At 46.9% G+C, this 22,461-nt stretch carries 20 protein-coding genes; 7 read left to right on the forward strand and 13 right to left on the reverse strand.

The features are described from left to right. Nucleotides 1–6 precede the first annotated feature (6 nt). From MHI14_RS20900 to MHI14_RS20910, 3 genes are read right to left on the reverse strand one after another with little or no spacing between them, the layout of a single operon-like run. Nucleotides 7–1,062: an ABC transporter substrate-binding protein gene (locus MHI14_RS20900; RefSeq protein ID WP_341131138.1), complete on the reverse strand. Its 1,056-nt coding sequence runs from the start codon at nt 1,060–1,062 to the stop codon at nt 7–9. 12 nt (nt 1,063–1,074) lie between these two features. Beyond that, nucleotides 1,075–2,523, reverse strand: a complete 1,449-nt coding sequence (locus MHI14_RS20905) for an aryl-sulfate sulfotransferase (protein ID WP_133384230.1) — start codon at nt 2,521–2,523, stop codon at nt 1,075–1,077. A 59-nt stretch (nt 2,524–2,582) separates the two neighbouring features. Continuing rightward, the gene (locus MHI14_RS20910; protein WP_133384229.1) at nt 2,583–3,140 is read right to left on the reverse strand and encodes a MarR family winged helix-turn-helix transcriptional regulator; all 558 of its coding nucleotides are present in this window, start codon (nt 3,138–3,140) and stop codon (nt 2,583–2,585) included. Between the two features lie 388 nt (nt 3,141–3,528). Here MHI14_RS20910 and MHI14_RS20915 point away from each other — a divergent pair, with 388 nt between their 5' ends. Further along, on the forward strand, nt 3,529–3,936 hold the full coding sequence (locus MHI14_RS20915; RefSeq protein ID WP_091032249.1) for a hypothetical protein: 408 nt from the start codon (nt 3,529–3,531) through the stop codon (nt 3,934–3,936). Nucleotides 3,937–4,058: 122 nt separating this feature from the next. Here the strand turns inward: MHI14_RS20915 and MHI14_RS20920 are convergent, their stop codons facing one another. The 6 genes from MHI14_RS20920 to hemE all read right to left on the reverse strand — a co-directional run bounded on the left by MHI14_RS20920 (nt 4,059) and on the right by hemE (nt 10,545). Continuing rightward, nucleotides 4,059–4,691: a fumarylacetoacetate hydrolase family protein gene (locus tag MHI14_RS20920; RefSeq protein ID WP_341131139.1), complete on the reverse strand. Its 633-nt coding sequence runs from the start codon at nt 4,689–4,691 to the stop codon at nt 4,059–4,061. A 47-nt stretch (nt 4,692–4,738) separates the two neighbouring features. Then, nucleotides 4,739–5,491, reverse strand: a complete 753-nt coding sequence (locus tag MHI14_RS20925) for a glycerophosphodiester phosphodiesterase (RefSeq protein WP_091032254.1) — start codon at nt 5,489–5,491, stop codon at nt 4,739–4,741. A gap of 24 nt (nt 5,492–5,515) precedes the next feature. After that, nucleotides 5,516–6,928, reverse strand: a complete 1,413-nt coding sequence (locus tag MHI14_RS20930) for a CapA family protein (RefSeq protein ID WP_133384227.1) — start codon at nt 6,926–6,928, stop codon at nt 5,516–5,518. Between the two features lie 185 nt (nt 6,929–7,113). Further along, nucleotides 7,114–8,538 carry a protoporphyrinogen oxidase gene (gene hemY, locus MHI14_RS20935; protein WP_341131140.1) on the reverse strand — a complete coding sequence of 475 codons (1,425 nt, stop codon included), beginning with the start codon at nt 8,536–8,538 and terminating at the stop codon, nt 7,114–7,116. After that, nucleotides 8,538–9,488, reverse strand: a complete 951-nt coding sequence (gene hemH, locus MHI14_RS20940) for a ferrochelatase (protein WP_341131141.1) — start codon at nt 9,486–9,488, stop codon at nt 8,538–8,540. The genes hemY and hemH overlap by 1 nt, the downstream gene beginning before the upstream one ends. Further along, nucleotides 9,481–10,545, reverse strand: a complete 1,065-nt coding sequence (gene hemE / locus MHI14_RS20945) for a uroporphyrinogen decarboxylase (RefSeq protein ID WP_133384225.1) — start codon at nt 10,543–10,545, stop codon at nt 9,481–9,483. The genes hemH and hemE overlap by 8 nt, the downstream gene beginning before the upstream one ends. Before the next feature lie 204 nt (nt 10,546–10,749). On the opposite strand from hemE, the gene MHI14_RS20950 reads away from it, so the two are divergent. Beyond that, on the forward strand, nt 10,750–11,961 hold the full coding sequence (locus MHI14_RS20950) for an MFS transporter (protein ID WP_017689411.1): 1,212 nt from the start codon (nt 10,750–10,752) through the stop codon (nt 11,959–11,961). A 107-nt stretch (nt 11,962–12,068) separates the two neighbouring features. Here the strand turns inward: MHI14_RS20950 and MHI14_RS20955 are convergent, their stop codons facing one another. Further along, nucleotides 12,069–13,271 carry a cytochrome P450 gene (locus tag MHI14_RS20955; RefSeq protein WP_091032269.1) on the reverse strand — a complete coding sequence of 401 codons (1,203 nt, stop codon included), beginning with the start codon at nt 13,269–13,271 and terminating at the stop codon, nt 12,069–12,071. A gap of 486 nt (nt 13,272–13,757) precedes the next feature. Here MHI14_RS20955 and MHI14_RS20960 point away from each other — a divergent pair, with 486 nt between their 5' ends. Continuing rightward, nucleotides 13,758–14,969, forward strand: a complete 1,212-nt coding sequence (locus MHI14_RS20960; RefSeq protein WP_133384224.1) for an asparaginase — start codon at nt 13,758–13,760, stop codon at nt 14,967–14,969. 188 nt (nt 14,970–15,157) lie between these two features. On the opposite strand, the gene MHI14_RS20965 is transcribed toward MHI14_RS20960, so the two are convergent. Next, nucleotides 15,158–15,790, reverse strand: a complete 633-nt coding sequence (locus MHI14_RS20965) for an O-methyltransferase (protein ID WP_341131142.1) — start codon at nt 15,788–15,790, stop codon at nt 15,158–15,160. A gap of 239 nt (nt 15,791–16,029) precedes the next feature. On the opposite strand from MHI14_RS20965, the gene MHI14_RS20970 reads away from it, so the two are divergent. From MHI14_RS20970 to MHI14_RS20985, 4 genes are all read left to right on the forward strand, one after another. Next, nucleotides 16,030–17,184, forward strand: coding sequence for a THUMP domain-containing class I SAM-dependent RNA methyltransferase (locus tag MHI14_RS20970; protein WP_133385923.1), 1,155 nt, complete (start codon nt 16,030–16,032; stop codon nt 17,182–17,184). A 214-nt stretch (nt 17,185–17,398) separates the two neighbouring features. After that, nucleotides 17,399–19,399 (forward strand): LTA synthase family protein, encoded by a 2,001-nt coding sequence (locus tag MHI14_RS20975; protein WP_339309078.1) that lies wholly within the window; start codon nt 17,399–17,401, stop codon nt 19,397–19,399. 81 nt (nt 19,400–19,480) lie between these two features. Next, nucleotides 19,481–19,909: a cytidine deaminase gene (locus MHI14_RS20980; RefSeq protein WP_091032279.1), complete on the forward strand. Its 429-nt coding sequence runs from the start codon at nt 19,481–19,483 to the stop codon at nt 19,907–19,909. A gap of 82 nt (nt 19,910–19,991) precedes the next feature. Then, nucleotides 19,992–20,717, forward strand: coding sequence for a DsbA family oxidoreductase (locus MHI14_RS20985; protein WP_091032282.1), 726 nt, complete (start codon nt 19,992–19,994; stop codon nt 20,715–20,717). 354 nt (nt 20,718–21,071) lie between these two features. Here MHI14_RS20985 and MHI14_RS20990 read toward each other — a convergent pair whose 3' ends face one another. Together MHI14_RS20990 and MHI14_RS20995 are read right to left on the reverse strand one after the other, a co-directional pair. Next, the gene (locus MHI14_RS20990) at nt 21,072–21,902 is read right to left on the reverse strand and encodes an aldo/keto reductase (RefSeq protein ID WP_036670089.1); all 831 of its coding nucleotides are present in this window, start codon (nt 21,900–21,902) and stop codon (nt 21,072–21,074) included. A 174-nt stretch (nt 21,903–22,076) separates the two neighbouring features. After that, the gene (locus tag MHI14_RS20995; RefSeq protein ID WP_076209046.1) at nt 22,077–22,358 is read right to left on the reverse strand and encodes a hypothetical protein; all 282 of its coding nucleotides are present in this window, start codon (nt 22,356–22,358) and stop codon (nt 22,077–22,079) included. Nucleotides 22,359–22,461 lie beyond the last annotated feature (103 nt).

Below are 22,461 nucleotides of genomic sequence, written 5' to 3' on the forward strand. Positions count from 1 at the left end.
TAAGAATTATTTACTGTATGTCACTTTTTTCGGCAACGCCTGCTGGAGAGAAGTCAGATTGAGTTTGGTGTCGAGATCAAAATCCTGTTCGATGATTCCGCTGTCCACCATATATTGCTTCTGACCTGCCAAACTATCATAAGCAGCCTGCGTAAATCCAACTTCCCATGGATTGATCGGAAGGTCTTTCAACGTGGCATCTTTAGGCTGTTTGGTCTCTTGATACATCAGATCGGCAACCTCTTCAGGATGCGCTTGGGCATACGTGGATGCTTCATCCAGCGCCGCAAGAAAATCACTTACCGTTTCAGGGTTTGCCTGGATGAATTCATTACTTGATACCAATCCCATACCAAGACGTATAGGGGTCTGAGACATATCCGTCAGCTGATGTACTCCTTCGAGTGCATCGAATTTATCGGTTAACGCGGAACCTATAACCCAAGCGGCATCAAGGTCTCCCTGTTTCAGTGCGATGTAGGCTTCATCAAAAGCCCCCTGACCAATTTGCGTCACATCACTCAGCGCCACCCCCTGATCTTTCAAATATTCATCCCATAGATATGGAATAAATGTACCTCGAATGAAACTCACTTTCTTGCCCTTCAAATCCGCTCCACTCTGAATATCATCCCTTGCATACAGTTTCCAGGCGGCTGCCGCTTCATCCGTAGTCTGACCTGCAGAAGCGATGACTGAATATTCCCCTTTAGACAAAGCATTTAATACAGGGAAGTCCGCACCGTAAGCAATATCAACCTGTTTGATAAATAGTGCATTTACACCTTCAGCCGGTGAGCCAAAGGTAATACTCTCTGCATCAATGCCCCTGTTTTCAAAAAAACCTTTGGCAATGGCTACCCTGAACGTTGGGTTCGTACTTGTATCTGCGATGCGAATTTTTACATTATCGGCATTCTTGCTGGTAGCGTCTTTTGCTCCAGATCCTGCTGCATTTGAGCTGCATCCGGATAATAGGAGTGCCGTGGCCAGAAATAATATCAATACGCCAGTTACTATGGATGGTTTTCTCAAAATATACACCCCATTCGATCTAGTCATGATTCTTGACGCTTAACCGCCTGACTTGCCTTCATCCGACGTTGCCACACAGGCTGCACCCTCCACAAATGGAAGAGTTGTCTCTACGCTCACGATGGATGCAGAACCTTTGGGCGCTGCTCCCGGCACCCTGTAGTTGGAAACATCAATAGCTTCGATCGCAATCTCCTGCGGTTTCTCCAACTGTGGAACCCACTGATAAGGAACTCGATACGAACGATAGACCATATTGGTATTCCGCCCATCTGTGTACGGGGAGACATACTCCCAGACCAGCTCATGCTCCGCTGTCACTTCGAACAATCTGCCATTGGAACCCTCGGTTATCAGGGTGTTGCCGTTAGGTAAACGCTGGGCGGAACTGATGTATGGGCTATAAAATTTATAAGAATCAGTCGGAACCGAGAAACCTGCTTCTGCCGAGGTATACTGCCAGACAATCTCCAGGGTGACCGGGTTAATCTCCAGTACACGGGAGTGATCCCGAATCGCATGTTTCAATCCAAATGGAGAAGCCGGATTTGGGAGGCCATAACCTGCCCAGCCGCCATTGTCGAATACAAGCAAGTTGCCTTCTCCCGGTAGACCTTGGGGAATGATATGTGCATGATGCTGCCCGATAATTGTGCCGATGTGTTTCACTTCAGGTGAAGTATAGTCTGGCCCTAATCTCCACACGATCTTTCCGCTCTGTCTGTCTGTAATGGCGATTATGTTGGCCTCTCTGGCATCCCAGATAATATTGTCGGGGTGGAAGCGTTCGTCTCCTTCTTCATAGAAACGGTTGGGTCCGACATAAGAAGCAGAATTAATATGTAACCAGTCACCAACGCCACCACCCAGATGACCGAAAGAACGTGTATTCGGGTCACGGAACAGAACATTTCGAGCAGCTTCATCAAAACCTAATTCTTCAAAGTGTTTGTTAGGCAGCCATTCCCAGAGTACCTTCCCCTCCCAATCCACTTCGATAATGGCATCATCAAGCAATGGCTTATCTGAAATTTGCGGATTACTCACATTTTTGTGTGCCAGAATAAGTGTTTTGCCACTCTTCGTCTTTGGCGCAAGGCCAGGTGCATAATAACCTACCGGATTTCCCTCACGCTGATAATCATGATGCTGGCGGGCATACCATAATGGCTCATACCCCGGATCTTCGATGTGTTCGTAGCTATTGTATTTCCATACAATGTTGCCGTCCCAATCCACCTGAACCAGATCGACATTATCCTGAATACCGAACTTCGGATCTCTCCGGCCTGTGCTGCCCAGCACGTAGCCGCCAGGTAATATTTTAGCCGGAAAACCTAACAATCCTTTCCACAGGTGAACCTCCTTGCCATTCATATCGATCAACACTACGCCTTCCTCACCTGCCTGATAAACGGTATAACCGCCCCAAGCCTTATCCGGATTGTATAACGTCGCTCCAGTTGGATATATTGTTGAGTGTCCCATTGATCATCTCTCCCCTAGAATGTTTGTGGTATATCAAATGTCCTTACTTTGACCCAACCTCAATAACTGAGATAGTTACTCTTCCCGGTATTGTCCCGCTGCTTCTGCTCAAGGTTACTTGTGGAGGACCGATCATGTTCTTGTATCCCGTTGTTCTCCGCCAATTCCAGCACCGTGTCCGAGAATCCCTCCAGATTCGCTACTACCCGCTCGTAGAATTGACTTTGCTGCTCCAGTTCCTCACTCGTAAAACCCTCAAACAGAAGCGTGATACATCGGGCACCGATATTGCTGTTTCTCGCATACATCTCCCGCCCGCTGGATGTGATGTCCAGTAAAACCGTCCGGCGGTCGTCTTCCTTTCGTCTGCGGATGGTGAGTCCCTTTTTCTCCAACTTATCGGTCAGAGCTGTAATGGCACCCGATGTAAAGTCCAATTGTTCCGCCAAATCCCCAAGCCTCTGTTCTCCCTCACGAATGATCTTGTGCAGGATAAGCATGCCTGGCAGGCTGATGCCTTCTACAGAGATGCGATCCCGCTCTTTGACAAATCGTCTGACCATTTTGCGAAATAACCAATCCGTCCGCTCCAACGCTTCCCAGTCTCTATCACTCATTCCATAACCTCCTTGATCGTCTGAAACCCCAACAGCATACGAAAAAAGGCCCCCGAGGACATTCCTTAGAGGAGTAGTCCCGGGAGCCTTTGGTGGTCCAATCAGCTCAATGCAGTTTTCAGTTCAAATTATTTCACTGTTCATTTAATGAGTATTAAAATAATTGAGATTATCATATAACCAACTAACCCAACCTGTCAAGTGCGAATTATATTAGTGATCTTTTCTTTTTGCAGCCATTCTCCGCTAGGTTGAAATTACTTATCCTGTTTTAAGTTTCACTTCAGGTTTCCCGTTTACACTATTCTCAGATCGAAACATCTACAACTACATCAACGACAAGTTACGATTCAGTTCGTACTCAACTACAGAAATGAGGATTATCCATATGAATATGAAAAGAGTCATTATTATAGGCACAATGATTGTCACCATGTCCTTCGCCGGAACAGCATGGGGCCAATCCGCCATCTCTCCCATACCTACTGCTAAATGGTCCATCGTTGACTTGGACACTCGTGAGGGAAGTAGCGACGAGCTGCTCAGCGCTCTGAATCAGCCTTCAGAAGCGGATCTGTATCAGGAACTGTACAACGGCAAATCACTGAGGATGATTACGGAAGAAAACAACGGGAATTTGGATGAGGTCATTGCTATACAAGTAAGACAGCTCAGAGAGCAGTTGGATGAACGGCTCGCAAGTGGAAGTATCAGCTCGGAGCAACATGCTGCACAACAAGCTGAACTGGAAGAGTTGGTCACACAGAGCGCAAATACAGCATACAGCTTGGCGTAAATTAGTAGCGTATCCGTACGATGAAGATATAAACATATATCCACGATAACACAGCAAAAAGGAGCGTATGCACGCCCCTTTCTTGTACCCTATTCATCTCAAGCAGGTATGATGTGTAATCCTTATTGCGCTGCCCCAATCGTACAGGCACCCAAGGATTCGCCGTCCCATGCCAGTTCGAGCACATCTCCTGCTTGTGTTGGTCCAACACCTTCGGGTGTTCCTGTAAAAATGACATCGCCCGGCCCCAAGCCGTAATGGTGACCTACATATTCCACAATGTCCTGTAAACTGAAGATCATGTTACGAATGTTACCACGCTGGACTTCCTCACCATTTTTGGTCAATGTAAAGTCTTTCTCCAGTAATGCTGCCGCACCCGGGAATGCCTGAAATGTAGTAACCGGAGCGGAATTTCTGAACCCTTTGGCCGCTGTCCACGGGTGGCCCTTTTTCTTAATCACGGTCTGTACGTCACGTAACGTAAAATCAATACCAAACGCATACGCATCCACCAGCTCATCTACCGCCATACCTGGCTCATAACTCCAGCCGATTTGCACGACCAATTCAGCTTCATAGTGAACTTCACCCTTGGTAGCAGGCAATTCAAGCGTCTCACCATTCAGGGACACGACTGCATGAGAAGGTTTCATAAAGATCATTGGCTCATCCGGAACCGCGTTACCCAATTCTTCCGCATGAAGTTTATAATTGCGTCCTACACAGTATACATTGCGAATGTTAGTCAACATGGGTATATAACCACCTTTATTGGATTCATTAGTGTGTATGGTGTGAATTAGGGTCTGAAAAATCGGCTGCTCGTCTCCTGAAATGCCAGCTCCCATACGTCAGGACGGTTCGTACATAACATGAGTTCTGGATCAACTGCCGCCAGTTTCTTCATAATGGTCTTGTCATCCACTGTCCAAGCCATCACCCGAATGCCTGCACTCCGCATCTCGTTCATTAAGGATTTGTCCACATTGGTGTATCCAATCGAGAGGAATGTACAATTCATCTGCCGCAGGGCGGTTAACAGATCACCTGGTCGTGCATCGATAATCAGCCCCGTCTGGATCTCCGGTGCAAGTTTCTTCACTTCGATCAGAGCGGCTGGTTCAAATGAGGTGATCACAACATCATTTTGCATATGTCTTTTTCTCACTTCATGTATAACAGCCGCAGGCAGACCCGGGTACATGTCTCCCTGCGTTTTCAGTTCAATGTTCAAACGTACTCTGCCGCACGAGCGATCTAACAATTCACTTAGCGCCGGAATCCGTTCGCCTTTGTAAGACTTATTTTTCCACGATCCGGCATCCAGTCGTTGCAGATCTGCCCAATCGGTTTCCCGAACCAGGCCCTTGCCATTTGTCGTGCGATCCACTGTAAAATCATGAATGACCACCGGTACACCATCACGCGACAACTGCACATCCAGCTCCATCCACTGAACTTCAGGCCGTTCCATGGCCATCAGGAATGCAGCCATCGTATTCTCTGGTGCAATAGAAGAAAATCCACGGTGCGCTACACAAAGGTTGTTCATTCGATTCCCTCCTCAAAAAGGTTTTTAATTAGGTGAAGCGACTCCATTCCCATCATATCGAATACCAGGAGAGAGCTTTGCCATCTGTTCCAACAGCAGTTTGTTCGCCTCATCGATCATCGGAATGGCCTGACCTAGCCCGGCCTCATAAGGGATAACTTTCATGCTGCAAGCTGCATCTTGACTACAACGAGCCTGAAATACCGCCGTTTTCCATGTCTCTTCGGTTGTTGATCTGGAGAAAATGAAATTTCCCGTACTGTATGCAATCCACTTCCCCTTATAGTACTCCAGCCCTTGCAACACATGAGGATGACCACCTATGACCAGATCAGCGCCAGCATCTACAAACTCATGAGCCAATCGGGTCTGGTCACTATTCGGAGTACTTACACGTTCCTCTCCCCAATGTGCAACCACGATCACCAGATCAGCCTTCTTACGGGCCTCCTGGATCGCTGTGACTGCCCCTGTGGAATCATAAGCTTCAGCCACGCCTGCCCGATTACCTTCCGCCTTCCAACTCGTTTCCGGTACAACTCGTGAGAACCCAAGCAATGCAATCTTCATGCCTTTGCGTTCCAGATATGCTGGTGCATAGGCCTCATCCCTGTTCATACCTGCCCCGGTGTGAGCTATGCCATATTCCTTGAGATAAGTTAACGTATCCACCAAACCCTCTACGCCCTGATCCAGAATATGATTGTTAGCCAAATTGACAGCATCAAAACCCGCAGAGGCCATTGCCGCCAATGCTTTGGGCGAAGATTTGTATACATAGGTTTTGTCGACTGCACCAGTACCACCCAGGGTTATCGGTGTCTCCAAGTTGCCGATGGTAAGATCATCATCCTTGAATAATCTGCCGAGTTTGGCAAAGGGATAATCATAACCGTTCTTATCCAACAGCTCAGCAACTTTGCCCGAGAATTGAATATCACCCACAAAGTTAATCGTGACATCCTTCGCTGAATTGGAAGGTTTCGATGTCCCTGATTCCTGATCCACACCTGCATTTCCCTTGGTGCCGGACGGTGTAGAATCTGCCGCAGGTTTTTTCGTTCCGGATTCTGCTTTCCCACTATTGGTATTGCCTGAAGTGTCAGGTGTCGCTGCTCCAGATGTCTTATCTGCATCCGCTGTTGTCTCTTCATCCGTAGCTTCGGGTTCTTCTTCCGAAGTCTCATCAGATTCCGAGTCTGGAGAACTTACTTGATCCCCGCCTTTGGCATCATCTCCAATGGAAGGCTGATCCTGATCGACGATTTCTTGTTTCACTGGCTGGTCTGCCTGTTGCTGACGTGTATTAATAACATAAAAAATGCCCACCAGACCAATTGCCATGATCAATACAATATTAACTGTCCAGATGATTGTATTGCGCGTGCGTTTGCCTTTTTTCTTCTTTACACTTCGCTCTGATCTTGGGGGATACATAAGCAACTCCTCTTCTTCTTCACAGCCATACATACCATTATATCAGGCATATTCTGGATTTCCATCATTCCTTGGAACTGTATCGATTGAAAGGGTATTAACTCGGTTAGCTTCCAGATCTTCATATAAAAAAAGCCATCTCTCCAGTAGATAATTCTACGTTTGAGACAGCTCTCTTGCTGTACTTAATCTGCTGCAAGCTCTTGTGTAGCCTGGACAGACATTTCCTTCGCTTGTCTGATGCAATCAGGCAAACCTACACCCTCATAACCTGCACCCGCAATGTACACACCCGGTAATTTGCTGCCAAGCTCCACACGGAGGGCGGCAATATGTTGGAGGTGTCCCACCGGATACTGTGGCATGGACTTACGAAGCCTTGTAATCTCGGAGAAGATCGGCACTGCTTCAATACCCATCGTCTCTCTCAGATCCTTGAGAACCAGATTCGTCAGCGCTTCATCCGGAAGCTCCACATTCTGTTCGTCACCGGAGCGACCAACATAACAGCGGAGCAGTACTTTATCATCCGGGCTGGTATGCAGCCATTTCGTCGATGTCCACGTGCAAGCCGTAATATTCCGCCCCTCTTTCCGCGGAACGAGGAAACCCGACCCGTCGAATACATGCTCCACCTCTTTTTTCTCAAAAGCGAGCACGACATTGGCTACAGACACATAGTTAATCGCATCCAGTGCCGCTGTGTCCACTTGAGGCTTCAACAGCTCCGACGCGACATAGGTCGGCACAGTAATCACTACATCATCGGCTTCAAGCATTTCGCCATTACCAAGTTCAACACTGTATCTGGTCTGCGCTCCATCAAGGCGTTGCAGCGACTTCACCGCAGTGTTCAGACGTTGATCCACATCCTGCAACTCATGGACGAGTGCATGAACAAGGCTCTGAAGTCCCTGGCGAAAGTTCAAAAAAGCGCTCCGTTTTGTTCCGGTATGTGTCTCAGCCGGTTTGCGACCCGTCATCATACCCCGGATCAAGCTGCCGTAATCGCGCTCTACTTCTCCGAACTGCGGGAAGGTAGCCTGGAGGCTCAATCGCCGCATATCACCTGCATAAATTCCTGCGAGCAGTGGTTCCGTCAAGTTCTCCAGCACTTCTGCTCCAAGACGGCGTTCAATCATATAACCGAGCGATTCATCCTCTGTTGTACGACGCGGCGGGATGACAAAATCCATCAACGCCCGCAGTTTGCCTGCCGGAGAGACCAGACCACTTCTCAAGAATGGTCTTAGTTCTGTAGGAATACCAAGAACAAGTCCTGCTGGCATAGGATGAAGTTTGCCACGCTGCATGATATACGTTTTCTTCGACTCCGGATTCTGACTGACCAGCTCATGATCAATCTCCAATTCTTTAGCAAGGTCAATCATTGCTGTTTTGCGAGCCAGGAAAGAATCGGGCCCTTTTTCAATCACAAATCCATCCCGGTGCAGTGTCTCAATCATGCCTCCCATGGACGAGCTTTTCTCGACCAAAGTAATCACGGGTTCAACTCCTGCTTCCCGGTAATGCTTGCGGATATAAAATGCCGCGCTGAGCCCGGTAAGGCCACCACCGACAACAACAACACGGCGTTTCTTATCACCCATTACTCATCCGACCCTTGCTGCCATTGGCTTATAATAACGTCGCTTAACGTCTCCATGTATAGAGGATCGCTATTGAGAGAATCAATACGCATCAGGCGCATGTCGATCTCTTTGGCAATCGATTTGGCCTCAATATCGAGATCATAGAGCACTTCGAGATGATCCGAGACAAACCCGATTGGTGCCACAAGCACATCCTCTACCTGTTCACGCGAAAGCTCCTGTAACGTATCCAGAATATCCGGTCCAAGCCAAGGCTCAGCTGTTCGTCCGGCACTCTGCCACGTAAATTGCCAATTGGTTATTCCTACACGTGAGGCAATCACTTCCGAGGTCTCCAGCAATTGTTGCGGGTATGGATCACCCATCTCCACAATACGTGCCGGCAGGCTGTGCGCACTGAACAATACCTTCACATCTCCGCGTTTTGCTCCAGCTTCTTCGAACGCATCCAACTTGGCACTGACACGTGTGGACAACGCCTGAATTAACTTCGGATGCAGATGATAACTCTCAATAAAGGACATATGAACGCCCAGCTCTTCTGCTTTTTCACGCGCACGTTTGATATAACTGCCTACACTCATCGTTGAAAAATGAGGAGCCAGTACAATACCAATTGCTTTCTGAATTCCATCCTTCGCCATCTGCTCCACGCCATCCTCAATAAACGGATAGGCATGCTTCAGTCCTTGATAACAACGGAATTCCACATCAGTGCCACGCTCATCACGGTTTAATGTCTCTTGAAGGGCCTTGACCTGATTGTCTGTGTTCTCCCGAAGGGGGAAAACACCGCCAACAATGGCTTCATAACGATCCGTCAGTTCTTTCAATTGCTCCGGTTCAGGCGGACGTCCTCTGCGGATATGTGTGTAATACGCTTCAACACTCTCCATATTTTCGGGTGTGCCATACGACATCACCAGTACACCTACAGTATTAGTCATTAGTTACCGTCACCCCAGTCTTCATTGCTTCGGCAGAATATTCATGAATATACGCCGTTAGTTCTCTGAGCTTCTCTAGCGATGCTTCAGGAAACAATCCGTGTCCCAGGTTGAAAATATAACCCGGCTCCTTGATTCCTTCGTCAATAATCACTTTGGCTTGCTCTTTAATCAGTTCCATCGGGGCAGTCAGCACATATGGGTCCAGGTTACCCTGTACTGCAAACTTGCCACCAAGACGTTGACGCCCTTCTGAAATGGATACTCTCCAGTCCAATCCAATTACATCGGCTTGCAGATTATGCAGTGCTGGCAACAACTCACCCGATGCAACACCAGGGAAATAAATCTTCGGTACATTCAAATCCGATAATTCGGTAAAGATACGGGTAATCGTAGGCAACACATATGTTCTGAAGTCTTTGGGAGAAAGTGCTCCAACCCAGCTGTCAAACAACTGGAATGCCTTACCGCCATTCGCAATATGCGCACGGACATATGTAATAACCATATCACCAAGCTTCTGCATCAGCTTATGCCACACCTCAGGCTCGCTGTACATCATCGTTTTGGTGCGGATATAACCTTTCGAAGGTCGGCCTTCAATCAGATAACTCGCAATCGTGAATGGTGCGCCCGCAAACGTAATAAGAGGCACATCAAGCTCCTTATCCAGAATTCGAATGGTTTCCAGAATATGTGACAGATCTCCTTCTACGTCGATGGGACGGAGCCGATCCACATCTGCAGCGGACCGAATAGGATTATCGATAACTGGACCAATATTTTTTACAATGTCAAAATCAATGCCCAATGAGGCAACCGGATTCATAATATCGGAATACAAAATAGCCGCATCTACACCAAGTTTGCGTACCGGCATGAGTGTAACTTCAGCCGCCAGCTCGGGTTGTTTGCAGATTTCTAACAAGGAGTACTTTTCTTTAATTTTGCGATATTCAGGATCGTAACGTCCAGCTTGACGCATGTACCACACCGGGACACGGTCTACCTGTTGTTTGAAACTTGCCCGAATCAGTCGATCATTATAGCTCATGTAAGAAGCCTCCAATAGTTTTTGGACTCATAATTACCATTATGCCCTTTTTAAACAGCCGTAACAACCACATGCAGATGCGTTCTACGTGACAATACTATGACATTCCTTACACCCATCCCTCATATGCCAATTATGTTATAATGAAAGAATGGTGTTTTTTTGAGAATTACAGAAATATCTTTGAAAGGAAGTGAAAGCACTTTGAAAACGTGGAAAGTAAACCTCATTGTGCTTTGGTTCGGACAATTTTTGGTCAATTCGGGCATGACCATGATTACCCCATTTTTGTCTCTTTATCTCGCAAGAGATCTGGGCGTTGTTGGCGAACATGAAATTGGCATATGGGCGGGATTTATTTTTGCAGCCAATTTCCTCACCTCATTTTTGTTCCAACCGCTCTGGGGCAAGTTATCGGACAAGTATGGCCGAAAAGTAATGCTGCTGCGTTCGGGATTCGGGATGGCCATCGTAATTGCCCTTATGGGTCTGGCACAGAATCCTTGGCAGCTTCTCTTATTGCGTTTGCTTAACGGTACCATCTCCGGTTTCAATCCTGCAGCTGTTGCGCTGATATCGGGTACCACACCGAAAGACCGCATGGGTTTTGCCATGGGAATCAGTCAGTCCGGGCAGGTTGCCGGCACAATCCTGGGTCCACTCATTGGTGGTTTGTTAGCGGATGCGGTAGGCTTCCGCCCCATTTTCTATATTACAGGTGGACTGATCTTTGTCGCTTCCATGCTCGCCATGTTCCTGGTGAGGGAGAAGTTCGACCGTCAAGAAGCAGCCAAACTGCCGGCACAATCCGTATTGTCCGGTCTGAAGGAATTGAATAAGTCACCTCAACTTCCCGCACTGTTTGCTGTGACGTTTCTGTTGCAGTTTGCGATGATTAGCCCCATGTCACTCTTGCCGTTGTATGTGCAAAAATTGCATGGTTCGGATGTAAATGTGGCCTTCTGGGCAGGACTTGTCGGTGCAGTTACGGGACTATCCAATATGGCGATGTCTCCGATTCTCGGGAAGCTGAGTGACCGGATTGGTCCTCACAAGGTGCTGACGTTCTCCCTCATAGGTACAGGACTCATGCTAATTCCGCAGGCATTTGTTCAGACCGTATGGCAACTCATTCTTGTTCGTTTCATGATGGGTGTGTTCATGGGTGGCCTGCTTCCGAGCGTTAATGCCTTGATCCGTTCCTATACATCCGATAGCATGATCAGCCGTGCATTCAGTTTTAATACGAGTACTCTGGCGCTGGGCAACATGCTTGGAGCGATCATTGGAGGATTTATGGCAGGATTCATCGGGATCGAAGGTCTGTTTATCGTATCTGGCGGACTGCTGCTGCTTAATATGGTTTGGGTCCGATTCAAATTGTATAACAAACCTGCTTCTATTCGGGAATCCTGATTCCCTATCCATTTCTTAATTAGTACATCTTAACTTTTTCATTTGAAAAAGCCGCTTCCAGCGCCTAATTGGCCTGAGAGCGGCTTTTGTCATTCATTCGCCATTCATCATTTATTTATTAGATTGAATTGTATCGGATAATGTTTCACACCAAATACAAAAGCACTTTGTATCGGTTGCAGAGCCGTTCCCGGAACAAGTTGAATGTTTCCCATGTGCTGAAGCAATGTATGAAGAACTACCCTTGCCTCCAATCGAGCGAGTGGTGCACCCAGACAAAAATGAATGCCAAAACCAAAGCCCATATGCCTGTTCGGCTTGCGATCAGAGATGAAATCTTCCGGGTTTTCAAATTGGGCACTGTCCCGATTGGCTGCTCCAACCCAGGAAATCACCTGCTCCCCGGCTTGAATCATCTGACCATTCAACTCTACAGTTTCCTTGGCAACCCGCCCAATCGCGACAATTGGCGGATAATATCTCAGCGTCTCTTCAATCGCAGAAGTAATCCGTTCAGGATGTTCGCGCAACTCCTGTTGTAGCTCAGGTTGTTCAGACAGAATACGAACCGCATTGGTAATCAGGTTGGTTGTTGTTTCATTACCGGCAGCGAGTAAGAGAATACAGAAGCCCACGACTTCATCTGAAGTCAATTTCTGACCATCAATCTCCGCAGCAAGCAGTAATGAGATCAGATCATCCTTTGGCTGCAACCGACGTTCTTCCATAATGCCAGTGAAATAGATATGCAACTCCTGCATATTTCTTTTTTTCTCCTCCAATAACTCCTGGAAAGCCTGCTCACTATCATCACGTGCGCCTTTCACCAATACATCAGACCAGTCCTTGAACTTTTGACGATCCGCCGCAGGGACTCCGATCAATTCCGCAATGACAATGACGGGCAATGGTGTTGCAAGGTCATCAATAAGTTCCATATGCCCTTCTGACAGGTGTGGAGCAATTAACTCATCTGTGATTTCCTGAATACGCGGAGCCAATGCTTCAATTGCCTTGGGTGTAAACGCCTGGTTCACCAGATCACGCAGCTGTTTGTGTTTGGGAGGGTCTGTCGTCAACATGCTCGTATTGGCACGATCACGTGCAGAAGAGAATAGTTTCGGATTTTTCAGAACGTACTTCACATCTTCATAACCAAAAACATCCCAACATTCTCGATGCTCATCATATCGGACTGGAGTGTTATCACGAAGTTCTGCATACACCTTGAAGGGAGATAACCTCTCTTCCAAAGTCTCCAGTTCCCGAATCGGAATGTAATTTGCATACTTTCTCGGTGCCTGTTTCATCGTTTCTCCTCCAATCAGTATTATATATTTATTTACATATGTTGATCACCCCTATTATAAACATAACTCTATAACGAAACCACTCTTTAGACCGTAATTGAGCCCCATTACCTAATATGCGTTACTATCATCCTCTCATTCTGTTACCTACTTCTGATATGAGTCCCAATTCGACATTCTTTTATTAAAATACATCGTTTTATCAGGACAAAAGACTCAATATGTAATATTAACTAACACAATGAAGGCGTATTTCTCTTCAAAACAACTAAAATCAACTCTTATATATCTCTATCAGACTGAATATTCTTTCGTAATTCCTCATAAATAATCATTTTACTCTCATTATCTACTAATGTAACCGATTACTCTACCATTATCTATGTTTGTCATATTACTTAACATGAAATACAATCAATTTGAAATGGTATACATATTCTTCTTAACAAACTTAACATCACATTTACTTGAAGGAGAGTGCTATTCATGAGTAAAACATCCAATCTTCGTCCCTGGGCCGTATGGAGTACCGCAGCTTTAACAGCACTAACCATCTCGTTGTCCCCCATTGGAACCTACGCTGCGCACGCAGCTACGGTAGAGGTGAAAGGCACAACAGGCGCTGTTCAGACAGCAACCACTACTCCGGCTCGCAATACTTCCATTCCTGCAATACCAGACTCTTCCAAACAATCTGCACTTCCTAATGTATTGGTGATCGGAACTGGCGGAACGATTGCCGGTCAATCCGAGGATGCCACCAGCTTCCAGAATTACAAGGCAGGTACACTTCCGATTGGAGAGATGGTAGACGCCTTACCGGATAAACAGAAGATTGCTGATGTTAGCACGCTCCAATTCGGAAACTCAGGTTCAGGTTCCTATAGCATGGCCGACCTCTATGACTTGTCGCAGACGGTAGACAAAGCTCTTGCAACGTACGACAGTGTTGTCGTTACCACGGGTACAGATACAATGGAAGAAATCGCTTATTTCCTCGATATGACGGTTCAGAGTGACAAACCGGTCGTGATCACAGGCTCCATGCGGCCATGGACTGTCATCGGTTCTGACGCTCAAGCCAATCTGTACAACGCAATCAAACTTGCAGGTAGTGGTCGTACCACTTCATTTGGCACAGTGCTCATGTTGAATGACACAATCCAGCTTGCTCGCGGTGTAACCAAGACAAATGATTATCGGACAGATACGTTTGAAACGCCGATGCTCGGCGCTGTAGGATATATTGATGAAGAAAACATTCGAATCTACCGCGCTCCTGCACGTGCCTTGAAACCTGAAGGCACAGCGAAGCCCGTATTTGATCTAAGTAAAATCACAAAGGCAGATCTGGCCAAAGTAGAAATTGCGATCTCATATCAAGAAGCTGGCGGCGGAGCCATCGAAGGATTCGTGAGCAGCGGTGCCAAAGGAATCGTGACTTCCGGTACTGGAGCTGGCGGTATCTCCAGAGCTATGGGACAAGCTCGTACCAAAGCCATTGAAGAAGGTGTCATCTTTGTGACCACCACTCGGACGGGTTCAGGAAGTGTGTATGGCGGTGGCAAAGGTATCATTGCAGGCGACAACCTCAGTCCACAACAAGCTCGTGTATTATTGATGCTGAGCTTGTCCTTCAGTGATGATTTTGACACCATCAAAAAATGGTTTGAAACGTACGGAACACCTGAAGTATAAATAGAACGACTACAACGATATCTGTAAATACAAAGAAAGAGACGACACATTTTTGATCATTCAAAATGTTGTCATCTCTTTCTTTGTGTGTTTTTAGAAAACTCCGTACAGAATCACGATCCACCTCACAAGCATAAAAGCGCGAGATCGTGTTCCATCGGAGTTTTATCTTTAGGAAATATCCACTTTTACTTCACCCAGGCAAGTACCAGCCCATCGTAATCCGGCAACATCGTCGTCACCAGACGCGGGTCACTTGCCATCTGTTCATTGAAACGACGAACAGCAAGCACGGCCGGACCCTGCTTGTCCGGATTCAGTGTACGACCACGCAGGAAACAATTATCACCTACAATGACCGCACCTGGCCGAGCCAGCTTAATGGCATAGTCAAGATATACCGGATAATTCTCCTTATCTGCGTCAATAAAGAAGAAATCAAATGTGCGACCTTCTTGCTCCAATTGCTCCAGGCTGTCTGCTGCTGGGCCAATGCGATACTCTACCTTTTCGCCAAAACCGCCTTCTTCCAGATGACCACGCGCCATTGCCGCATATTCCTCTTTCAGTTCCAGCGAAGTCAGGGTTCCATTCTCACGCAAACCTCGTGCAATGCAGATCCCACTGTAACCGCCCAGCACGCCGATTTCGAGCGCAGCTTCTGCTTTGGATGTCTTCGCTAGAAACGTGAGCAATCGTCCATATGCCGCCGCAACCGAAACCTCAGGCATGTCGTTCGAACGGATGGCCTCTTTCACTTTCAGCAAAAGCTCATCCTCTTGAAATAATTGATTTACATATTCATCAGGGGTCAGATTCACCACTAAAATCCTCCTTGGACACTTGGACTGCTTTCCATATGGATGCCAATGTTCTATAATAAATGTTTGTTATCAACACAGGCGGTTGACTGATGCATCACCTCGAAAGAGGAGTGCATACGTTCACCGCATTTCTCATTGTAAGTTTTTTCACGGAAAGCGGCAAGGCCGCACCGTTACTATACAGCAGAGAGAAGGATCTCCCTTCTCCAGCTTGAAATGGAGTTGAAATGAATCACATGGCTCAATTGCAATTGATTGCAACCTCGGCGATGGGACTCGAGGCTGTTGTTGCCCGGGAACTAAAGCAACTGGGGTATGAAGATGTTACGATCGACAACGGCCGGGTTTTCTTTACAGGAGATTATATTGATATATGCCGTTGTAATCTGTGGCTGAGAAGTTCGGATCGCGTATTGGTGAAAATGGGTGAATTCCCTGCCACAACTTTCGACGAATTGTTTGAAGGCACCAAAGCACTGCCTTGGGAAGAGTGGATTCCAGCCGACGGCGAATTCCCTGTAGAGGGTCGCTCTCAAAAATCCCAGTTAAGCAGTGTGCCTGCATCACAAGGGATCGTGAAAAAAGCAATCGTAGAGAAACTGAAGCTGACTTATGACACAGAGTGGTTCCCAGAGGATGGATCTCGTTATGTGATTGAGGTTATTCTGCTGAACGATCGCGCCCTGCTTACTTTGGATACAACGGGACCAGGTCTGCATAAACGGGGTTATCGTAAACTCGTCACCGAAGCGCCACTCAAAGAAACACTTGCTGCAGCTCTTATTCAGCTTAGCCGCTGGAATGTAACCCGTCCATTCTATGACCCGTGTTGTGGATCAGGCACAATGCTGATCGAAGCCGCTATGATCGGCTGGAACATTGCACCAGGACTTCGTCGAACCTTCAACTCTGAAGACTGGGCTGTCATTCCTGAAGAATTATGGGAACAGGCGCGCGAAGAAGCATTCGATGCTGTACGTGACGATGTCCCATTACAGATTTCAGGTAGCGATATTGATCCTGAAGCGATTGAAGTTGCTATGGCAGCGATCAAAAGTGCTGGCTTCGCCAAAGATATTGAAGTCAGCGTCCTGCCGGCTCACCGCGCAAGACCACAGGGTGAATATGGTGTCATCATTACCAATCCCCCATATGGTGAACGTTTGAGTGAAGAAAAAGAAGTTCAGAAGTTGCTCCGCTCATTAGGGCGCAGTTACCTCGACATGCCAACATGGTCCTTTTTTGCCATCACGTCGACCAAAGCTTTTGAGGAGTATTTCGGTCATAAGGCAGACAAACGTCGCAAGTTGTTCAACGGACGAATTGAAACCCAGTACTATCAGTATTTGGGCCCACTGCCCCCACGAAATAAAGCACCACAATCTTCATAATTATTTCGAATCTAAAGTGCTCCTGCCATTCATGGCCGGCGCACTTTTTTTATGCGCTTTTCTGGTCATAAGAATTCACCGACTTCGCTCTTCGCTTCAGCAGAAATCAATTCTTCTGAGGCATAGTTGAAAACACATGAGGCCACGCTATAATGAATGGAGCCCTATTTTACATTCCGATAACAAAACAACAAAAAGCAAGGGGGACATACATATGGTTGTCACTCGGCCTACGCGCAGTTCCATGCCACGCGGGCTTCTAAATCATCCATTAATGTTATATCTTATTTTTCTAGCACTTATGCTGCTCAAACTCATGTGGCTCCATCACAATCTTCACGCTTATAACATTACGATGGGACTGCTGGATAAAGTCATTGCCATTGGATCTTTACTACTCTTGTCCTTCTGGACCTGGTTGCTGCCACGTAGAGGCATGATCGTGTCTCTCGCCGTCCTTAACCTGCTGCTTACCGCACTAATCTACGCCGATATGGTGTATTATCGCTATTTCCAGGATTTCTTGACCATCCCGGTATTGTTGCAGGCAAGACAAGTTGACGCATTGGGTGACAGCATCGCCACATTGATCTACACAAGTGATCTCTGGTTCTTTGCCGACTGGCTTGTCGTCATTCCGTTCGCAGCTATCGTACTGTTCAGCAGACGTTACCGTTCGAAGCACTCCAGCACGTCTATTACTGGTTACGGGAGTTATTCGTATAACGATGGCAAGGCACGGTTGCGCCGCCGTCTCACGGCTGGCAGCATTGCCCTTGTGCTGGGACTTGGCCTCGCCGTCGGCCCGATTTATTTTTATAGCAAAACATGGGCCAAAGGCCTGTTTGATAACAACTGGTGGAATGTATCCATGTACAATGTGACCGGACTGCTCGCTTTTCACGGTTATGATCTGTACAACTATGCCAAAGACCACATCGGCTCCGGGCCGCAGGCTGAACCCGCTGATGTTGAGCAAGCAAAGGCATTCTTCGCTGAAAGGCAAGGAACTGCCCCGCAGAATGATGCCTTGTTTGGCAAATATAAAGACAGCAATGTGATCATTGTCCAGGGTGAGGCTTTTATGAACTTCATGATTGGCCAGAGCATTGGCGGTCAGGAGATCACGCCCCATTTTAATGAACTGATGAAGGAAAGTCAGTATTATAGTCACTTTTATCACCAGACCGGTCAGGGCAGAACGTCAGATGCCGATTTTGGCGCAAATATTTCCCTACATCCACTTCCGGTTGGATCAGCCTTTGTACGATATGCAGACCATACGTATGATTCCCTTCCTTCCATTCTGAAGGACAACGGGTACAGCACCAACGTATTTCACGCTTATGAGAGTGGCTTCTGGAATCGGTATACGATGTATCAGAACATGAAGTACGACAAGTTTTATAGTAAAAATGATTTTGCACAGGATGACCCGCTTGGCTGGTCCCTGTCTGATGAATCCTTTTTCCGGCAATCCGTTGAGAAAATGAGTAGTGAGGTGACCGAACCGTTCTATTCCTTCCTCATTACACTCAGCAGTCACCACCCATACGCCCTGCCAAAAGAGAAGCAGCAACTGGATGTAGGCGAGTTCCAGGGAACGATGTTCGGTGATTATCTGCAATCCGTTCATTACGTGGATTCGGCGCTTGGCAAGATGGTGGAGGATCTGAAAAATCGGGGATTATGGGAAAATACCATTTTTATGTTCTACGGAGACCACGACAACTCGATCAAGGAACAATCACAATACGAACAGTTCCTGGGACGTTCGCTGAACGAACTGGATATGGCACAAATCATGAACGAGGTTCCCCTGCTCGTGCATTTACCGGACGGAGCAGATGCCGGAACCATCGACGAACCTTCGGGACAACTGGACATCACGCCATCCGTATTGCATCTGCTCGGCGTGTCCGACCAGTCCTATTATCATATGGGCAACGACGTATATGACGGGTCTGCACGTACGGTTGTGCTGCGTAATGGCGCATTCTCGGATGGTTCTGAATTTTATATTCCATCGGATGATTATATCTACGAGAATGGCGCTTGTTATGACCTGTCAACACGTGACAAAACAGATATCAATGCTTGCCGTCCAGGTCATGATGAAGCAGCCAAGCGATTACATGTCTCGGACACCGTGATTACCTATGATTTGATTGAGCGCTTTCGAGAGGAAGACAGTGGAGCAGCAACATCTCAATGATTAATATCGTAATGACAAACTAAACAATACACGAAATGAATTTAATTTGTATTTGCATTTAAAAAGGGGAACTTGTATTACATGACATTACACACTGAACCACTTAATATGGAACAGAAATTGTTCGATGCAGCCGCAGAATTTGTGAAGCAACGTTATCCTCAGGGATGGGGTGGCGCAGGTGCCGTCTATACTGAAGCCGGTTCCCTACTGATTAGCGTAGCGCCAGAGGTCATCAACGATGCCACACATCTATGTATGGAAACAGGGGCTTATCTGGAAGCTCACAAATTGAACGAACGTGTCACCCACTCCCTCTGTATCGCTCGTGATGACGAGCATTCAGAATTTAAGGTCCTTACACCTTGCGGTGTATGCCAGGAACGATTATTTTACTGGGGCGAAGAAGTCAAAGCTGCCGTATACGACCCTTCTGGTCAACTGGTCTTCAAGAGACTGGATGAGATCCAACCGTACCATTGGTCCAAGGCATATCGGGATAAAAAGTAATCTCCTTGCGAATTATAGAAAGTGGCTTTATAATTGTAACCATATTGGTTTCAACTAAAAGGATGATGGAGGTTATAATAAAATGAATATTGAGATATGGTCTGATTTTCTGTGCCCTTTCTGTTATATCGGTAAACGCCGCCTGGAGAATGTACTGGAACAGTTTCCACACCGTGATGAAGTGAAGCTGCAATTCAAAAGCTTCGAGCTTGATCCAAACGCAGCATTGAACCCAGGCAAAACCAATTCGGAATATCTGGCTGCCAAATATAATATGAGCGTGGAACAGGCCAAAGGTATGAATGCCCAGATGAATGCCAATGCTCGTACGGCAGGACTGGAATACAATATCGATGCCATGATCCCTACGAACTCCTTCTCAGCTCACCGCTTGACACACTGGGCGGATACACAAGGCAAAGCGCTTGAACTGAGTGAACGGATATTCCAAGCTGTGTTCATTGAAGGTAAACACTCCGGCGACCCTGAAGTGTTGGCTCAGTTAGCAGAAGAAGTCGGCTTGGATCGAAATGCAGCTACGGCAGTGCTGTCCAGTGATCAATTCACCGACAATGTCCGCGCTGACCAAGCAGAAGGCGAGCAACTCGGTATCCGTGGTGTACCTTTTTTCGTATTCGACCGCAAGTTCGCTGTATCGGGCGCTCAGCCTGACGAGGTGTTCCTGGATGCCATTCAAAAAGCATGGGACGAGCGTTCCCCATTCACAATGGTTGAATCCAACACAACAGAAACAGACGGCAGCGGAGTCTGCACAGATGACGGTTGCGAAGTCCCGAAAAAAAATTAAGCCAAGTCACACACACAAAGCAGCAGGATCAGGGGATATTTCCCGATCCTGCTACTTTTTTTATATGCTTCTTAATTACCCACCAAATCTAAAGATGGATTTATAATTTTCACGATAACGGAGTGGCAGAAAAAAGCTGGAGAAGCGGAGCGCTCGCATTTATCACCGGATTTTCCCCTTGATACAGGGAATTTCAAAAAAATTCGGGGATAACGGCGATCGAAAGATTGTTCTGCACAAGTAGTGTCTTAGCGTGACCGATTATGCTTACATCTTAAACCACAAAGAACGATCCGTAACCGGAACAAACACAAGTAGTTCATCAAACACTTATATTCAATTAGCGCCACCCACTTAATCCCAGAACAGTTGATCTGGATGTGGACCCGTCCGCTTATCCGAATCCAGTGCATCAATTTGTCTCAACTCATCCGGTGTCAATTCAAAGTCAAAGATGTCCGCATTCTCACGAATACGCTCCGGGGTAACGGACTTCGGAATCGTCACAATCTGATTCTGAATGTCCCAACGCAGAATAATCTGTGCTGGCGTTTTCCCATATTTCTGGGCCAGCGCTTTGAGGGTGGACTCTTGGTTCAGCTTGCCTTTCATGATCGGGCTCCAAGCCTCCAGTTGAATTCCCTGCGCCCCACAGAAATCTTGAAGTTCCTGCTGGATCAGACCCGGATGCAGCTCTACCTGATTTACCGCAGGCACCGTTCCGCCCTCATCTATGATATCTTGCAAATGATGTACTTGAAAGTTACTCACACCAATCGCACGGATGCTTCCTTCGCTATATAGACGTTCGAATGCTCTCCACGTCTCCTTATACTGGTCTCTGCCAGGCCAGTGAATTAAGTAAAGATCAATTACATTCAGTCCAAGTGCCTTCTGACTAGCTTCAAATGCTCTCAACGTTGAATCAAATCCCTGATCCTCGTTCCAAAGCTTGGTCGTCACAAACAGTTCGTTACGGGCAACACCACTGCTTGCAATAGCTTGTCCCACTTCTTCTTCATTTCCATAGATGGACGCGGTATCAATACTGCGATATCCAACCTCCAAAGCGGTCTCAACCGCCTGTTGTACTTCCTTACCTTTTGCTTTATATGTTCCAAATCCTAGCCATGGCATCGTTACTCCGTTGTTCAGAATCGTACAATCTGTAATATGTTTTGTCATTCTGTACCTCCCGTATGGAATTTTGCCTGCTCTTGTTCTATTAACCTTCTCACAGAATTTTAAGCGACCATTCGACATACTGTCGGAGTAAACCCATGGACCCAGAGTCTTTGCAAATGATATGAAAAACCCGCAAAGCATTGCTGCCCTGCGGGTTCTGATGTGACAGGAACGTTATAAATTCCCTTGACCGTGCTGACTCTGGATTGAATTCAATCTTCTCTTCTCCTCGATGAACATTTCCTCTGCCAACTCAACACCTTGCCCTCCGAGTGAAAGCTCTGCTTGTCGCATCGCCTGCTCCGTGTGTGCCAGACGACGTTCCGCCTGTACAATGGTCTGTGCCGTCGGATGAGACATGGCCTGAGATACAGCATAATGAAGCTTGTTCACCGCATTTTGCGCCTGAGATACGGTGGTATCTGCTTGCAAACTGGAATCATAACGCTTCGGCATGAGTATTCCTCCTTGGGATTATCATGTTCCTGTTACCCCTTTAGGATGGATAACACAAGCCTTCCTTATTCTTCTTTTGTGTTTTTATCGTAACTTTAGTTGA

Origin of the sequence: Paenibacillus sp. FSL K6-2393, from assembly GCF_038002545.1 — a bacterium.
Classification (GTDB): Bacteria; Bacillota; Bacilli; order Paenibacillales; family Paenibacillaceae; genus Paenibacillus.